16 protein-coding genes are annotated in these 16612 nt (G+C 56.4%); 3 read left to right on the top strand and 13 right to left on the bottom strand.

Annotation, left to right across the window (positions count from 1 at the left end):
* Nucleotides 1–33: 33 nt before the first annotated feature.
* Nucleotides 34–1557, bottom strand: a complete 1524-nt coding sequence (locus LC094_RS19285; RefSeq protein ID WP_226554426.1) for a DUF4123 domain-containing protein — start codon at nt 1555–1557, stop codon at nt 34–36.
* Between the two features lie 552 nt (nt 1558–2109).
* On the opposite strand from LC094_RS19285, the gene LC094_RS19280 reads away from it, so the two are divergent.
* Both LC094_RS19280 and LC094_RS19275 read left to right on the top strand, forming a co-directional pair.
* Entirely contained in the window at nt 2110–2994 is an 885-nt protein-coding gene (locus LC094_RS19280; RefSeq protein ID WP_226554425.1) for an SH3 domain-containing protein, read from the top strand.
* Nucleotides 2995–3215: 221 nt separating this feature from the next.
* Nucleotides 3216–5276 (top strand): M13 family metallopeptidase, encoded by a 2061-nt coding sequence (locus tag LC094_RS19275; protein ID WP_226554424.1) that lies wholly within the window; start codon nt 3216–3218, stop codon nt 5274–5276.
* A 295-nt stretch (nt 5277–5571) separates the two neighbouring features.
* Here LC094_RS19275 and LC094_RS19270 read toward each other — a convergent pair whose 3' ends face one another.
* From LC094_RS19270 to LC094_RS21630, 7 genes are all read right to left on the bottom strand, one after another.
* Complete coding sequence (locus LC094_RS19270) at nt 5572–5922, bottom strand: SDR family oxidoreductase (protein WP_226554482.1); 351 nt, start codon at nt 5920–5922, stop codon at nt 5572–5574.
* A gap of 80 nt (nt 5923–6002) precedes the next feature.
* A complete protein-coding gene (locus tag LC094_RS21635) occupies nt 6003–6137 on the bottom strand; it encodes a hypothetical protein (protein ID WP_264186593.1) in 135 nt (44 codons plus the stop codon).
* Nucleotides 6138–6255: 118 nt separating this feature from the next.
* Complete coding sequence (locus tag LC094_RS19265) at nt 6256–6858, bottom strand: DUF6778 family protein (protein WP_226554423.1); 603 nt, start codon at nt 6856–6858, stop codon at nt 6256–6258.
* Between the two features lie 106 nt (nt 6859–6964).
* Nucleotides 6965–7435, bottom strand: a complete 471-nt coding sequence (locus LC094_RS19260) for a hypothetical protein (RefSeq protein ID WP_226554422.1) — start codon at nt 7433–7435, stop codon at nt 6965–6967.
* Between the two features lie 230 nt (nt 7436–7665).
* The gene (locus tag LC094_RS19255) at nt 7666–7914 is read right to left on the bottom strand and encodes a hypothetical protein (RefSeq protein ID WP_226554421.1); all 249 of its coding nucleotides are present in this window, start codon (nt 7912–7914) and stop codon (nt 7666–7668) included.
* Nucleotides 7911–8429: a Hint domain-containing protein gene (locus LC094_RS19250; protein ID WP_226554420.1), complete on the bottom strand. Its 519-nt coding sequence runs from the start codon at nt 8427–8429 to the stop codon at nt 7911–7913. Before LC094_RS19250 ends, LC094_RS19255 begins: the two co-directional genes overlap by 4 nt.
* Complete coding sequence (locus LC094_RS21630; RefSeq protein ID WP_264186592.1) at nt 8420–10165, bottom strand: Hint domain-containing protein; 1746 nt, start codon at nt 10163–10165, stop codon at nt 8420–8422. The genes LC094_RS19250 and LC094_RS21630 overlap by 10 nt, the downstream gene beginning before the upstream one ends.
* Before the next feature lie 507 nt (nt 10166–10672).
* On the opposite strand from LC094_RS21630, the gene LC094_RS19235 reads away from it, so the two are divergent.
* Nucleotides 10673–11578 carry a LytTR family DNA-binding domain-containing protein gene (locus LC094_RS19235; RefSeq protein WP_226554419.1) on the top strand — a complete coding sequence of 302 codons (906 nt, stop codon included), beginning with the start codon at nt 10673–10675 and terminating at the stop codon, nt 11576–11578.
* A 189-nt stretch (nt 11579–11767) separates the two neighbouring features.
* Here the strand turns inward: LC094_RS19235 and LC094_RS19230 are convergent, their stop codons facing one another.
* The 5 genes from LC094_RS19230 to LC094_RS19210 form a co-directional block, all read right to left on the bottom strand.
* Nucleotides 11768–12058 carry a type VI secretion system PAAR protein gene (locus LC094_RS19230; RefSeq protein ID WP_226554418.1) on the bottom strand — a complete coding sequence of 97 codons (291 nt, stop codon included), beginning with the start codon at nt 12056–12058 and terminating at the stop codon, nt 11768–11770.
* Nucleotides 12058–12567, bottom strand: a complete 510-nt coding sequence (locus LC094_RS19225; protein ID WP_226554417.1) for a hypothetical protein — start codon at nt 12565–12567, stop codon at nt 12058–12060. The genes LC094_RS19230 and LC094_RS19225 overlap by 1 nt, the downstream gene beginning before the upstream one ends.
* Before the next feature lie 125 nt (nt 12568–12692).
* The gene (locus tag LC094_RS19220) at nt 12693–13322 is read right to left on the bottom strand and encodes a hypothetical protein (RefSeq protein WP_226554416.1); all 630 of its coding nucleotides are present in this window, start codon (nt 13320–13322) and stop codon (nt 12693–12695) included.
* The gene (locus LC094_RS19215; RefSeq protein ID WP_226554415.1) at nt 13319–14248 is read right to left on the bottom strand and encodes a hypothetical protein; all 930 of its coding nucleotides are present in this window, start codon (nt 14246–14248) and stop codon (nt 13319–13321) included. The genes LC094_RS19220 and LC094_RS19215 overlap by 4 nt, the downstream gene beginning before the upstream one ends.
* Nucleotides 14249–14256: 8 nt before the next feature.
* Nucleotides 14257–16344: a type VI secretion system Vgr family protein gene (locus tag LC094_RS19210; RefSeq protein ID WP_226554414.1), complete on the bottom strand. Its 2088-nt coding sequence runs from the start codon at nt 16342–16344 to the stop codon at nt 14257–14259.
* Between the last annotated feature and the right edge of the window lie 268 nt (nt 16345–16612).

Here is a 16612-nt window from a genome sequence, read left to right as displayed (position 1 = left end):
GGCGGCACACTCGGTAACAACCTCTGTTTAAAACTAAACGCGTTGGAGGTCTTGCAAAAATTCCGGTTCAAGCAAAGGGTCGCTCATGTATCCCGCACCGTAAACGTAAGCGAAGAAAGCACTTATTGTACTTGGTTCCTCGACAGAGGCATTCAGCGTCGCGCGAACAATATCATCGAAGCTGTCGCCCCAGAGGTTCATCGCGCGCCCATCGTTATGTCGCAACCAGTGTTCCAGAGCTGCAAAACTTGCAAAAGCACCATCGTCGATCATCTCGCGCATGCGTACCCTGTCCAGATTGAACAAGACAGGCTCGATCTCTTTCAAGGTATCGAACAACGTCTCACCCGTTGTGTCATGTTTTAACGCATGTCGTGACAGTCCAACACTCATGTATTTGGGATCATCCAGGAACCTGTGCCCCAGTCTCGTCATCGCGACAGCGAGACGACATCGGCCAAGCTCGCTCGTCATCCCGAGACCATAACTTTCGACCCAGGCAGCGCGCATATAGTTTTCTGAGATTGCATCCAATCCGCTTCGTTCAGGGGTCCGGCGATGCAGTACTTTATGGAGATAGTCGCAGCAGGTGCGAAAACTGCGCACGCGGTTGACCTGGGCCAGTCGCGCTTTGAGATTGCTGTCAATAATCGGCGTTGCCGCCTGCGCTGAGGGGGCTGTGCGCGGGTAAGTTATGACGCGACAACTGGACCTGTTGCTGTCTGGAATCGCAATTTTATCAATGGTCTGATCTTCGCCGTTAGATGTCGTCAGAAATTTGCGCAAAAAAGACGGGTTGCAATGTAGCCAATCGACGAAGGCGCTGAAGGCATCGCTTTCCCAGTATCGCAAGTAATGCCAATCCCCGCTATCATCCTGCAACCGGACAAACCTTTTCAGGTGGCGGGCAAGATCACCGATCTCGAGCGAACTGCGTAAAATTACGACAGGGTCTTTGCGCCACAAGCTGGTGAATGAGGGCTTGTCGGGCGCATCTGTAAACAGCGAACGTGTAAACGCGTCGTCCTCTGCGAGAGCGACCAGCCATGGTGCAGATTTTGCGAATTTTTCGCGCTGCTCACCTTCGTATAGGCATAAGGCCGGTGTGGAGCCACGGCTCAAGCGCAGGTCCAGATTATCGACCTTTCGAGCGCATATTAAGCCATAGAGATGGAGGGGCTCGCAAGAGAGCGCTTCGCTCAATTCAGGTGGTATAGATCGTGTTGGATACACGCCAAACTGTGAATCCAAAGGAGAGACGGATAGATGCTCGTCTTCGAAGCCCAGCCAGTGTCCAGCCAATGTTGTGGCACCGTCTGCCCGATCCAACACATCGATCCATATTCCATTGATTGCCGTGTGTTCTGGATTAAATTTAAGAGCCTCTATGCCGACGGCTTCAGGCGTGCTCATAAACAGCAGCTGCCCGCCGATAGAGTCAAGTCGTGCGCGAAGCAGGGTATCCATCGCCTGAGGAGACGGTGCCGGACAATAGGTCTGTGTCCAAACCCTTTTCCGTTCCAATAAAATTTCACACTGAGCGGAAAATACGATCATTTCGCCCCTAGATTTTAAATGCAACGTCCCGCTCTCTCGCGGATATGGACGCAAATATACCGGGGTGCGCTTAATTGCCAACATGACAATTTCTGTTTGAGAACGATGAGGGCCACTGGCGTTGCAGGCGTTATGATTGCCGGGGCTATTGTTGCCTCTGCCGCCGTAGCGCGACCTTATCCCTATGCGCAAAAAAACAGGACTGATGTGCAGACGGAATGCGATCAGCGCCTGTCCTGCGCGTTCAGGCTGCGAAGTGTCCCATTCTGGCGCTGGATGAATGGCTCTGGCACCTCCGTCGGACCGAGTTCCAGAGCTCCCCCCGGGCATGACACACCGCGACTAAAGGTTCTCGTTAGGTAAATCCATGAAACCATGATACCGTGCGAACAAGACTGCTGTTGGCCCGAGTGAAGGTTGCGTCGTGGGCCAGCTCCAACGTTCTGGACTATCAGAGGGCAGGTTCACATGAAACTTTCGACATTTTTTCTGATTATCTTCGCCTTGGTGGCACCGTCAATTGGTGCTGCTCAACCGATATCGGAGCAACGGGTGTCCTTTGCCTCGGGCACCAGTGGTACGACAATTCAAAGCCGGATCGAAGGGTCGCAGATCGTCGACTACATCCTTGGCGCTCGGGCCGGTCAGGTCATGACAGTGGATTTCGCGCCGACAAACCCGTCGGCCTATTTCAACGTCATGCGCGGCACCGATCCAGCGGCGATCTTCATCGGGTCGACCAGCGGTAACAGCTTCTCCGGTGCATTACCGGCGGATGGAGATTATCGCATCAGGGTCTATCTGATGCGAAGCGCGGCCCGGCGGAACGAAACCGCAGATTTCACCTTGAACATCGGCATCGGCGGCGCAGCGCCAGCCCATACTGCGTCGAGCGACTATGCCGACGGTCTGGCCGGAGGGCCGGACTGGTGGTCCGTTGCTGGCGTGGCGGGGGGCGATCTCTTGAACGTCCGCTCCGGACCGGGAACTTCGAACCCGGTGGTCGGTCAACTGGGCAACGGCGACCGGGTTCGCAACCTTGGCTGCCGCATGAACGGCCAGACGAAATGGTGCGAGATTGAGATGCCGGGCGATCAACCCCTGAGGGGGTGGGCAGCGGGCCGCTACCTAAGAGAGGCGGCGACCGCGTCCACACCTAATCGCGAGGCCTCTGGCATGATCCCCTGCGCATTGGCGGTCGGGCAACCGATGGCGACCTGTACCTTCCGCGTCTCTCGCGGGTCTGGCGGGACGGCCAGCGTGTGGGTGGCGCTCCCGTCGGGCGGGGAACGTTACCTCGATTTTCGCGAAGGGCGGCTGGTTGGCAGCGATCCGGGCATGCAGGTGTTTCAGGACCGCACGGGCGATCTGAACATCATCTCGATCAACGGAACAGAACGTTACGAACTCCCGGATGCGATCCTCTTTGGCGGATAGCTGTCTGACGTTGGATCGCGTCACAATTCAGACGCATCGAAAAAAGACCAGACCAAAATACGCCCTTTGGTCGGCGAGGCAGTTTCAAGAGCGGACTACAGCGTAAGACGGCGAGATTGGCGCCATGACGTTCAGAAAGCCTGCATTTGCGGTGACGGCAGTGTTCCACCTCGTCGCCGACCGCCGGAAACCAATGCCTCAGAGTGACCAGGGAGACCCCGATGATCCGTTCGCTTTTGACCACCGCCGCGCTTTGCGCACTTGCCGCCCCTGGGCAGGCACAGGAAACACTGCTCGCCCCGACGCCAGATGAGCTGGCCTTCTCGGTCGAGAATATGGATCGCAGCGCCGATCCCCGTCAGGACTTCTATCGCTATGCGGCAGGCGGATGGATGGATCGAGTCGAGCGTCCGGCACGGTTTCCCACCTACGGTATCTTCACCATCATGAACGACCGGTTGACCAAGCAGGTCGCCCTCGCCGCCGCCGAGGCAGGCAAATCCGCAGGCGATCAGCCAAAAGGGTCCCCCGCCCAGCAAGTTGGTGATTTCTACAACGCCTTCATGGATGTCGAGGCGATCGACGCGGCGGGGATAGATCCGATCAGGCCGATGCTGGACGAAATCGACGCGATCTCCTCATTGTCCGATATCACGCCTTTCATGGCGTCACAGGCGGCAACGGCAGGTCCGGGCCTGTTCGCCATGTTCGGTCCGGGGCAGGATCCGGAGGACAGCGGCAAGTTCGCCCTTTACGCGGTCGGTCAGGCCTTCGGGATCGACCGTCACTTCCTTGAGCTTCTGCGCGCCGAACCGGGCGACAGCGCGCTGATCCCTTATCATGATTCCATCCGTAAACTGATGGAGATTGCGGGCTACACATCGGAAGACGCCCTGCGGATCGCTGACAACTCGATCGCCATTGAAACGGCGCTCTACAGCGGTTTCCTGACACCTGAAGAGTTCAAGGACCCAAAGATGCGTTCCGCCAAATTGCCCTTCGACGAAGCCGCCGCCCAGGTGCCCGAGATCGACATCCCGCTCTATCTGGAGATGGTCGGCTTCGAGCAGCCCGACGAATTCGTCATGTTCCAACCCCGCGCGCTGCCCCGCTTGTCCGAGGTTCTGCGTGAGACGCCCCTGAATGATCTGAAGGATTACATGGCCTACCGGATCGTGCAGAACTATGCGCCCTTTCTCGACACGGCCCTTCGCGAACCGAAGCTCGATCTCTTCGAGGCCTTGGTCGGCGCGCGCCCGGATCTATCTCGTTCCGAACAGGTCTATGATCTCCTGAAAGAGAAGATGGGGCACCCGGCCAGCAAGGTCTTCGTCGACCAGTTCTATCCTGACGGCACGAAGGAAGACGTGCTCGACATGGTTGAGCGGATCAAGGCCGTCTTTCGCCACCGGATCGAGACCAGCCCATGGCTGTCCGACCCCACCAAGGCCGAAGCACTAAGCAAGGTCGACAGTTTCTATTACAAGGTCGGCTACCCGGACAATTGGATCGACTACAGCGGCGTCGAGATCGGCCCCGACCCGGTGGCCAACATGATCGCCCTCGGTCGCTTCGAGATGGAGCGCACCATCGACAATTTGACCCGCCCGCCCGAACACGAGGAGTTCAACGGTGAATCGACCCTGCCGATCGCGATGAATGCGGCCTACACACCGCAGATCAACGGGTTCGAAATCACGGCCGCAATCACCATGGCACCGGCCCTCTCGCCCGACATGGACGCGCCGTTGAAGTTCTGCCGGATCGGCGCGGTTATTGGGCACGAGATGACCCACGGCTTCGACTTCAGCGGACGCCAGTATGACGCGACGGGCAACCTGCGCGACTGGTGGACCCCCGAAGACACCGAGGCCTTTATCGTCGAGGCGAAGAAGCTGGTCGAACAGGCCGACACTTTCGAAGTGCTTCCGGGCCTCAACATCAACGGCGCGCTCGGCGTGGGCGAGAACATGGCCGACGTGGGCGGCATCACCCTCGGCTACGAGGCGCTGAAGGTCTACCTCGAAGAGCACCCGGAGGAAAACGTCGAGATCGACGGCATGTCACCTGCCGAGCGCTGCTTTGTCGGCTGGGCGCAGTTCTGGGCGTCGAAGCAGACGGATCAGTTCTTGCATACCATCGTCACCAACGATGGCCATGCGCCAGACTACTACCGGTCGGTCGCGGCGCTCCAGCATGTGGACGCATTCTATGAGACTTATGGCATAGTCGAAGGTGATCCGATGTGGCTGCCCCCGGAGAAGCGGGCCCGGGCCTGGTGAGGCGCAAAAAGCGGGTTGTGGTTCACTGAATCCGGTGCGTTCCGCTCGTAGACGAGAGCGGTCATTCTCTACATTTTACCCGAAAATCCGCTTCGGGCCGACCGTTCCCGACCGTCCCGACGCCCTAGAGTTCCAGCTCTTCCAAGATGGCGCGCGCAGCTTTGATGTTGGACGTCAAGGTGGCGCACAATCCCCTCCATCTTTGAGTGGGCGAGCACCGCTGCCCTCAGCATCCTTGGTCTACTCGCAGGGCCTTTGGTACGGTGCCGGAGCTGGGGCGGGGCGGTCAGGGTGATCACGCTGTCGGCACGGTTCCGCCATCGATCACGTATTCAGTGCCTGTTATGGTCCCCGCGCGGTCCGACGCGAGAAAGGCGACCAGATTCGCGATTTCGCCAGGTTTTGACGGACGCCCGATCGGCACCCCGCCCAGCGAGTCCATGATCATGCGCTTACCCGCTTCCACGTCAACTCCGTGCTCCGTCGCGAGGCGTTTGGCCAGCTCGACGGAGGACTCAGTTTCGATCCAGCCCGGAGAGACCCGGACCACTCGCACACCCTTTGGCGAGACCTGCTTCGACAGGCTTTTGCTGTAGGTGGACAGGGCCGCCTTTGCGGCGGCATAGGCGGTTGTCGCCTCTGGCAGCGCGTGTACCGGAGGTGACGAGGGCCCACTTTCCCTCGAGGGTCAGGAAGGGGCTCATGGCACGATCACCAGTTCGGCGATCATGTCACGCTCGGCTGCGGTAAAACGATCATGCGCTCGCGAATGTCTTGCCACTTCGCGAGCGCATGGAGCCTGAGGCCCGCCTGCGCCATCGCATCGCGGGTCTCAGGAAAGATGTTGTATTGGAACAGCATAGGTCCTCGGCGACCAGACCCGCCGCCCGAAGCGCCTCGGACAACCGCGTTTTCGAGGCGCCATCTGTGGTCAGGTTTTCGACCAACAGAGCGTGTGGTCAGCGCGCTGGTGTGGGCGCTATCGTCCCAGCCGCTCGAATTCAGTGCGATTATCCCGGCCAATACCAAGCCAACCTCGGGTCGTCTCCGCGATCTTCGCCACGATGCGTTTGCGTTCGGCGATCCCGTCCTCTCCACCATCTACCGCGACGAGCGCGCGGCCGTCGGATGCGATCAGCTGCTCCGGGACGATCACTGCATCGGTTCGGGCATCTCGCACTTCGATCTTGTAGCGGACGCTTTCCACGCCCGTCCCCGAGGGGGCGCTGTGAAAGGCTCTTGGGGTCAGCGCATGGAACTGCACCAACTCGACGTCAAAAACGACGGGGACCGGGCCTTTGAGCGTTTTGCTGCCTTGGGAGAGGCCCTCTTCGAGGATCTCCGCGACCTGCGCGCGTTTGTCTCCCGGGCCATCGCCGTACCAGACGATATCTTCGTTGGGGATCATGATATTGATCGTGTTGACCTTCAGGTCTTCAGGGACATCGACATGGATGGCCGTGACGGTCCAGGCCCTGGATGTCTCAGGCGAGATCGGCGTGTAGTCCACCAGAAAGCCGGAACAACCGGCAAGTCCGATCAGGGTGAGGGCGGAGAGGATTTTGCGGGAAACCGCTGACATGGAATTTTCCTTATACGAGTGACACGAGACGGTGTTGCTGTCGCCAAAGTTGACGGCAGGTGGGATCTTTCAGACTTTGAGAGACATGGGGCTGAGGGGGATTTCTCTACCGTGCTGCATCCGGTCCGGATTGAAGAAAGCCGACGGCCTTCCACGGGATGACGAGCGCTTCCAAATCGTTACATCTTTTCATTTCCGCAGAAATATCGAAGCCCTCACAGGAGATGTCGTAGAGTTCGATTTGCCATCCCAGATCTGAAAGAGAGGTTTCCAGGAAAATCGACGGGGCAACGTCGAAGGTGACATTGAACCAGACGCGGCGGATCAATCTGATGGCTCGGGTGTTCCCGGAGATTTCCGGGAGGCACGGATGCAGGCGGGTCTGAAGATGCTCCGAGCCGTGCAGCAGACAGGTTTCCCGATCATGAGACGCCACATTTTGCTTCGACCGCTTCATCGGGTCTGAATGTGCGGCATCAAAACAGTCTCGGGCCAACCAAACCTTCCGGATCATTTTCGGCACATGATCCTGTTGAGGTCGTTTTTTCAGATTTCTGACCGTACTCGTAAAACCCATATGGTCCTCCTGATCACAAAATACCGCAACATCCTTGGGCGGCGTATCGATTGCCATTGATATGAAGCAGGCCAGGCCGGAGCGGGCTCCGATGCAACCTCATCACTATTTGGGGGGCATGATGGGGTGCTGTTGGTCCTGGCCTGCAGACCTCTCTCCGGTGAAAGGGGGCAAGAGAGAGGAATTCCGGAATTTCAGCGGCTTAGAAACGAAGGCTCTGTCGCTGTCCTTCACCGCCTGCGACGAGACGATTGGCGCGTTTGCACGGTGTCATCCTTGGCTGCACCATCGTCGAGGCCGAAAAGATCGAATGCGGTGACAGGGAATGCCGCAGGCTCCTCAAAAGCGGGCTTGGCCGGGGGATGGCTTGGCGCGTTCCATAACCAATGTTCCGGCCCCGGCAGATCGCCACTGATGTTGACGACGCTGACCGTTTCACTCAAACGATATCGGTTCTCGGGATCTGTGCGCTCGGTCATAGCGTACCCCACGGAGAGTGCCCGCCGCGTTGTCGGAGCAAATTGCACTGTGCGTCGCTCACGTAGAGCGCGACATAAGAATAACTCTGTAGCAGCAAGCCATTGACGTTCATGATTTGCGGCAGCTCCGTAAAGAGCGCAATGTACTCGACCTCATGCATGACACAGGTCTGAACATCAAACGATTGCTCTGCCAGCTCCAAGGCGCTGCATTGCTCAAGTGTGTTCGGGCTCTCTTTGCCCGCCGCCGAGAAAACGGTTTGCCCCGGAGAAACATGCACAACGTCTTGCGGCATGTTTGGCCCTAAGGCGCTGGGCCCAACGCGCAGCGGCCAGAGAGCGGCGTGCAAAGAGCGGTCTCCTTCGGTGAAGCGGATCGTGCGGGACAGAATGTCCACGATCGCGATGCGGCTGTTGAGCACCGGATCGAAAATCCGGTCGCCGACAGCCAAGTCCTCAACCGCTTTGCTTTGGCCATCGCGATCGCACTGAATACGAGCCCCTTTCACCAACATGACGCTGCCCCTTGCGCCATGTGACCATGCGCGATGGTCGGACGCAGCAAGGCCGCTTCATGGCTTTTTAAAGCCATGCGGGCCGTGGTTCTGTCGGCATCAGCATGGTCCGCGTCCAGCTCCGGGAAAAGCTCCAGGATTTCCGCCCGCGTGTCTTCGCACAGGGTGCCCAATCCCTCTTTGCCCGGGTGGAAACTTTCCGACCAGGCGCCTTCGGCGAGGATGATTTCATGGTCGTCGAACAGGATATGCCAATATTCGACCGTCCCGCCTTCGACTTGGCGCACATGTTTGCCGTCCAGCAGGTGTTTTGCGGCCACCAGAACTTCGCTGTGACCCACGAGCAGCTCCACCTCTGCGCCCTTCATCAGCATCCGGTGGTTCGGTGACACCATCAGATCGCGCGCGTTGCCCAAGGTGCCCTCAGGGATCAAAATGGGCGCGACCTTGCCCGTTGCCGGGCGTTTGGTCGACCCGATCCAGCGCACCGGACGGAAGCCATGGTCACGCGTCAAAACCAGATCGTCGGGGCTGAGGTCTTGGACCGGAACCAGTCCAGATGCGGTGGTGATCAGCGTCCCAGACACGAAGCAGATGACATTCGTGTTGTCCCAGGTCAGATCGGTCCCGGACACCGCAGAACCGCCATTCTCAATGGTCAGACTGTTCCCCGCCCCCCAAGCATGGATGTCGTTTAAGATACCATCGTCGTCTTGGTCGGCGCGCATCCATTGCCGCGGGTTCTTGATGACAGTCGGATCAATGTCCCCCGCGGCGACGGCGGCATCATAGTTTTCCTGGTTATAAAAGGCGGACAGATCGACAAAGTCGTTGTTGGACTGGTCGCCATCGTTGATCGGCCCGGAGTTCCCGGTGTTGAAATCGGTGATTATGTCATGACCCGAGTCCGTCGGACCGACGACGAACGTGTCGTTTCCGGCCCCCCCGGTCAGAACATCATCGCCGGTGCCCCCATCGAGAATGTCATCGCCGGAACCGCCATCGAGCGTGTCATTTCCGGCTTCGCCATAGAGCGTGTCATCGCCTCTTTCACCGTAAATCGTGTCATTTCCGTCGCCGCCGTAGACCCAGTCATTTCCCCGGCCGGCATAGACGGTATCGTTGCCGCCATAGGCTTCGATCAGGTCGTCATGCGATCCCGGGGCGCCTCCGATGTCGACACCTGCCCCCGTGTTGTCTCTGTTGTCGACCATGTCGCCCTCGGGGTCACCCAAGTAGCTCACATCAATAAAGTCATCGCCTTCAGTGCCTTCGACAATGCCGTCAGGGAGGCCGTCGCTGAGGTCGATCGAGTACGGAGTATAGTGTCCGAGATAATCCACACTCAGCAACCAACTTGACTGAACCTCGAAAGTGTCGATGACTGCGTTTTGATATTCTGGCGGGACACTGGCCAGATACCAAAGGTAATCGCCGTTTTCCAACTCGAGGACGCGGGCATTCTCCGGGGAGCCATAGACGTCCCAATTGATGACCGTGCCATCTGTCAGTGTCAACTCGACGTCGACGGCATAGATGTTCACGATGGTTGTTTCGACACCGTTCACGACGACAGTTTCGCCGGACGCATTCCAGCCGTCGTTGTTGGCATCGATGTCGAAGCTTTGCAAATCACCCTCGGTGATACCGTAGACCGCACCGCTCGTCAGATCCAACGAGGACGTGACAAGGGTGACCCCGCTGCCGTCATTGGTAGGAACTTGAGTTAACGCCATAGTCACATACCCCTTTACTTGCGTACTCGCACCGTCATCTGGGCTTGCAGATGTCGCGCGCTGGCTTTCGCCCCCATTCGCCTTTGCGTTCCGCGCCGCGCTGCGACCGGAATCGAAAAGTCGATCCATGACTTTCTTCACAAACCTCCTGTTCGACGCGATGATTAAGGGGCAAAGGGACGAACTTTGGGACGAAGGGACGAAAGAGCGGGCGCACTTTTGCTGTCGGATATGTGGCGTAAGCCGAGGTGGAAACGTGAAAGCAGTTCACTGAATGAGGTGGTAGGCTCTGAGCGGCGTGTTGTGCCAGGTCGTGGCGAAAAGTGTCAGACATGAGCTGTCTCTGGGCGATGCGATTTGGTCGGCATGACGACGCATCACGATGTTTCCCCCTAAACCCTCCTTGTTTCGCCACATTTGGGTGAATAGTGTCACTTACCCAGCTGACGCATTGAAACGCACGCATCGCCAGTTGTGAGAATCTTCAAGCCAATTAAAGTGAGCCAGATGGATACCGCGCAGAAGCCGCCCGTGCAGATAACTCTTAAGTACCTAAATGGAACGTCAGTGACATTTGGGGCGGATAAATGTCTGACGCTCCTGTCGCATCGCTTCATTCTGATCGCGATGCTCTCATTTATTATGATATTTACCCTACTTGCGCCTTGGGACAACGCCAACACTCTGCCCTTCATGCAGCGCTTTATTCTACTCACTTTGGCGGTCGTGTTCGGGTGGTTGGAGTTCATGCTCTCGTTAAAACTCTACGCATACCTAATGCGGCGCAAGAGGGCGGTCGTCGTCTGGTCGATTGGCCTAGTAATCGTCTTGGTCACTGTCACGACCCCGTTTTGGTATTGGTTCACATACCTTCTGGGAGGCGAACCGCTTAAACTAAAGTCTCTCTTCTTTCAGGTCGTGTTCAATAGTTTCATCAATGAAATGCTGCTGACGGTCCTCGGCAATTTCGTCATTCCGAGTGCTTTGAAGGACATGCGGAAACATGCCCCAAAAGCCAGCCCGGCTGCGCACGCCACGCAGGATGATCAGAGGCCAGAAGGCGCGCACTCGAGATTTGTCACGCTGGGGGCGGAAACGCTTGACGCCGCAAGCATCGTAAAGATTGAGGCACAGCAGAACTACGTCCTTATTTGCACCACCGATTCAGGCAATCGGATTGCGAGGATCAGCCTGTCGGGTGCGGCCGACAAGATGCCCAAAGATCTGGGGGCACGCATTCACCGAAGCTATTGGATCGCGTACAGTCAGATCACGAAGGTCGATAAGGCTGCGAACGGATATCGAATAAGTCTGAGTGACGGAAGCACGCTGCCAGCGCCGCGCTCACGCTTTTTGGCGGAGGTCGATATGAGCAAGCTCACCAAGACCCTGCCGGATTTCGACATTGAGTGAACGCTCATTGGCAGGCTGAACCGCGCGCCGGACCTGGTCCAATGCCGTTCTCCGCAAATGCGTCGTGATCCATCTGTATCTGCAGTTCAGGGTCGGTTACAGTTTCGAGCCATCGATCATGTCATCTAAGATTTCAATTTTCTGGGACAGAATTGCGTGAGGGCGCACACCGATGTGACCTAGGTTTTCTCACCCACCAATCGACACATCCCCCGACCCACTCGACACACTGCCCCCGCAATCAATCGCGTCACCGACGCGGCCAGCCGGTTTGCCGTTGATGAACACCGTGCCAGACCCGCCCGAGAGGCTGCGCCCGTGCGCCGGGTGTTTGGGTTTGGAATGCGGCGCGAAGCTGTCGCCTTGTCGGAGCGCAGGTTTGCCGTTGATGTACACGTCCCCGCTCCCCGATGTGGCGGGCGTCGGCGGGAAGCCGTCGTGGTCCGATCCTGTGTCGCCCTTGCGTCCTGCTGCTGGCATTATGCACTCTCCCAGATGTCGAATTCCGTGCCCTTGACCGTCGCCGACCATGTCGCGATCAGGGCGTTCTCTTCCGCTGTGCGATCCGGTTTTTCGAGCATCCGCGATTTAAGAAACGCCGCGATCTGTGGCGGGGCGGTTTTCAGGCTGTCGAGCGGGATGTCGAATTTGAGCGGCCCCTGCACGGCGGCGATACGGGCACAGATGGCGAGGGTGTGGATTTCGGAGTCCTCGTGCTTGCGCGCCTCGGCGTTGAGGATGTCATGCAGGCTGTCGCTCACCGGCATGAGTGTGGGATTGATGAAGCGGGCAGGGCGTTCGAATTCGGGGCTTGGTTTGAGGGGGAAACCGGAGGCATGCCAGCCTTCCCAGACCTGTGAAAGCTCGGCGTCTTTGCACCAGGAGAGGGCGATCGCGCCGTAGACGGTCGGGCCGAGAGCATCACAGAGCGACAACCATTTTTTAGAATTATACGACTGCAATTCCTTTAAAAAAGTTCTGTCTTCCATGTCCAACGGCACTAGGTTTTCGGGAAGTGCTCCATTAAAAAACTGATCATTCCAGTGCGCGGCATTCTTTTGAAGCACGAACCAGATAAATGCCGGACGAAAATTTTGTTCGAGATACATTATGCTTAAGGTCTATAAATCATTGGATAAATTTCACCATTGGCGACGAAGAAGCCGGAAACACAGATTCCAACAATACTCCTACATCTATATTGTGTAGTATTTGCTGTATTACTTTTTTCGAGCGGAGGATTGAATGCCATATACCGGCCATCCAGGCCGACAAAACCAACCCCTCTATCTACAGAAAATGCATAATTTTCTGCAAGAACCCGCAAGGAAGTCTCGTAGTATTTAAACGCACCGCTCGGCCACTCTGTCTGCAGTTTTGGAACCGTATCCAGTACATTTACACCGCTATGTGTTATGTCGCCTGCGGCAGCTAAAACTTTCTGTCGACCTGGCTTAACCCATTTTTCGACGGATACCTTTCTTAAAACATGCTCAGAAAAATTTACTGAGCAGGTCCATGCCCAATCGGAATGCCCAATTTTAGCATCTATTTTTTCAATTCCTTCCCAGAGACTGTCGGTAGGTTTGGTTACACTACACATGTCATGTTCAATGAGCAGAGTTTCAATTTCGGCACTGTCTTGTTCCGCTGAGATTGCAAAAGGAACCAGCTTTGTTTCTTCAGAACAGGCTGTGCTGACCATAGAGAAGCTAAACACGACAACGGAGAAATATTTCTTCATGGGTTCAATACCTTTTGTTCTTCCGCATACATATTTCCGAGCTCGATGATGCTGTCAGGAATTGACGCATAAAGTGAGGGTAAATGTCTGATGTATTCGGGAGAATCGTAATAACGATAGTATGGCTTCTCATCCAACCCAACATTCGTCACGTCACCAAAGTTCTTCTCTAGGATTGTTTCCTGATCGCCGGCGCGGATTACTTCAAGAGGGCGGTCATTGTCAGGATCGTTTAGTGTCGAGCCATCGTAGAATTCTCTAACTTTCCAGATGCCTCCCGCGATACCTCCGCCAATACCAACGAAGCCACCCTTGATATTATAGACTTGCTGATCGACAAAATAATTGGATGTCCGCAAAGGAGAGGTGCTAACTTTTTGCCCTGTAATCGCATAGATTGATGCAGCGCCAATCATTTCAATTTCACCTCCAGCGATACCTCCGGACATTCCGTCGAGATCGGCTAAACTCATCGGAATATCGCACCGCACTGTTGTTCCGTATCCTTGGCATACGTTGAAAATATCGATTGCAGAGTTCAGTTCAGTTATTTCGGAGATGAACTTCGGTGCTTTATGCAGTTTGCCGGATATTGCCTGCCGTTTCTGAAGTTCCTCTGACCTCTGTTCGATATCTTTCGAGATGCGGCTAGGTGCGCCCGCTGTTCTGCTAGCACCCCGCGCCCATTTAACGGCTTTTCCTGGTGAAAGCGTGCCCTGTAAGCCATAGCTAAAAAGTGTCACAACTGCTGCGCTTAGGGATTCCGTTCCGAACAACGCAATAGTATGCCCATTTAGGAATGCCCCAACGGGCCACCCACCTATATAGGTGGCATGCCAATATCGGGATTTTGTATCATAACGACCTAGCCACCGTTCAGGATGCCGCAAATCTTTTCCGTAAGGGAAATAGTGCTTATCAGCCATTAAGATTCTCAGTTCAAATTAATTTTTGCAGCAACAATGGAGAATTTTGAGCCGTTTACAAATTCGGTATCTCCATCCATTTGGACCAGTAACTGGGTTCCTTTCAGAGCAATAGTTCCATCCTTGCTAAGAACAATTCGGGCTTTTCCAGAAGAGATTATGACTTGGTCCCCGCCGTTTAAAGAAAGGCTATTTTTCGCATTCACGCCTGTTGAAACCGACGATGTCAGGGTCAACTGTTGTGCTGTCGTAACGTCAAATTTTGGGGAATTGATTTTCACGGTCTCGCCTGCACTTAAAGAAAAAAGCCGCCCAACAGTCGTTTCTGAGTCAAATTCAATTTGAGTTTGCATACAGCCAGAAGGGGGCCAAAAAAAGTTTTTCAAGCCAGTGTTGGTTGCAAGAGAACCAATCCCCTGATCGCTCTCCAAACGCTTATCGAGATGTGGGTGGCGTGGGGATTTTCCTACGATCACACTTTTGCTGATGCTAACGACTTCTGAGGAGCTTCTGGCTATTTCAGCTCCCTTGAAACCACCAATGCTCTGAACCCAGTTATGATCAATCCGCTCCGTGTGATTGTTGCGAATCTTCTCATTGCGATCCTTCTGAGCATGAAGGAACACCTCCTCCTCACCCCTTTTGTCCTCAAATCGAAGCTCGTTGAACCCTTCGCCCTCATGCGTATCCGTCCGGAAGGTGCTCCGTGTCTTGTTCGCGGGCAAATCATACGGCACCGCATTCTTGCCGTTATACACGCACCCTGTCACCAGCGGTTTGTCCGGGTCGCCGTCGAGGAATTCGACCACGACTTCCATGCCGATCCGAGGGATCACCATGCCGCCCCAGCCGTTACCGGCCCAGGATTGCGACACCCGGCAGCGCATCGAATAGGCGGCGTCCAGATCCCAGTGGAATTGCACCAGAATGCGCCCGTATTCGTCGCAGTCGATCTCGCCATCGCCCACGACGACCGCCGTTTGCGGCCCCTTCACATCGGCGCGCGCGGTCTTCAGTTCCGGAACCAGAGGCGCGTCGGCGGGCAGCAAAACATAGCGCCCGGTGTAGGCGTAGCCGTCGCCCTCTTCGCCGCCGGAGCCGTAATTGTCCGACGTGTAGCTGTGATGCGCCACAAGGCAGAGGTAGTCCTCTCCCGTGCCCGGCAGAGGCTCGCCGCCAAGCGTCACTCGTAGCCCCGCACCAAGCGCAGGAATATCGCCCTGCGCCTCAAAGCGCCGGTCCTGGCCGGTCTCGCCTTCTGAGCGCAGCCGGGCGACCACATCGCCACGGCCCTGGTCGAGGTAATCCCCCGGCCAGTCAAAGCTTTCGATCTGGCCCTGAGCATAGCTCGAAGAAGATGAAGAATTGGTTTCCATCGCCGCGGTCGGCGTCTTGAAATTGTAATCCGTGAGCCGCACAGCCCCCGTCGTGATCCGCCGCGCCGGCCGCCATTCCCAGAAGTGCTCGATCTCTTCCTGATGGTGGCCGTCATAGGGCTTGAACGGGCGCTCGCCGATGGTCGCATGGCTCTCGACAATGTCGGTCAGAACCATCAGGTGCGAGCCGCTATCCTGTTCAAAATGATAGGAAATCCCGTGCCGCTCCATGAGGCGCGCGGCGAAATCCATGTCGCTCTCGCGGTACTGAACGGTGTATTCGAGCTCGGGATACTCGAGCGTCAGCCGGGTCTCCATCTTGCCCGCCGAAGCATAGGCGCCGAGCAGTTCGGTGAGGATGTCGATCACGGTTTTATTATGGAAAATCCGCTGGTTGCGACGGAGCGACGCGAGCCAGAACCACGGCTTGAGCGTCAGCCGATACCGATGGCCATTCTCGCCCGCGCCCATCCAGCGCGCCTCAGAAATAATGCCATCGAAAGGCTTGTCCGAGCCGTCATGGGTGCGCAGCGTGACGGTGGCGTGCGTGCCCAAAAGCGCATCGAAATCAATATCATCGGCGGAGGCGAGACAGTCGACGTGGTAGCTAAACACCCCGTTGATCCGCTCCTCGCCCTCAAAGCGCATCAGGACCAAAACGTCCTCGCCAAGTGCGGTGGTCAGGCGACCCATGCGGGAGGTTTGCGAAAAGAAAGACATGTGGGAATACCGGAATGAAATAAATGAATGAGGGTGATCCTAGTTTTGCGCAGGCTGAACTCAAGGGGAAAATGGAGCCTACTACGTCATGAGCGGGGGTGAAACGCATGTGCCGATCTTAAGCAAGTCACAAACGGGACATGCGTGCGGCGTGCAGCAAACTTCCGGAAATCGATTTTAGCTTGGAACTGTGCGCACTTACAGCATTGTCGACTGCACTAAGGACGCTATCCTATCAGCTGTACAGTCCCCTACAAAATGTCATTCG

The organism is Celeribacter naphthalenivorans, from assembly GCF_020524585.1.
Lineage (GTDB): Bacteria > Pseudomonadota > Alphaproteobacteria > Rhodobacterales > Rhodobacteraceae > Celeribacter > Celeribacter naphthalenivorans.
Note: the sequence above shows the minus strand (reverse complement) of the source record. Positions and strands in the feature narration are given on the sequence as shown.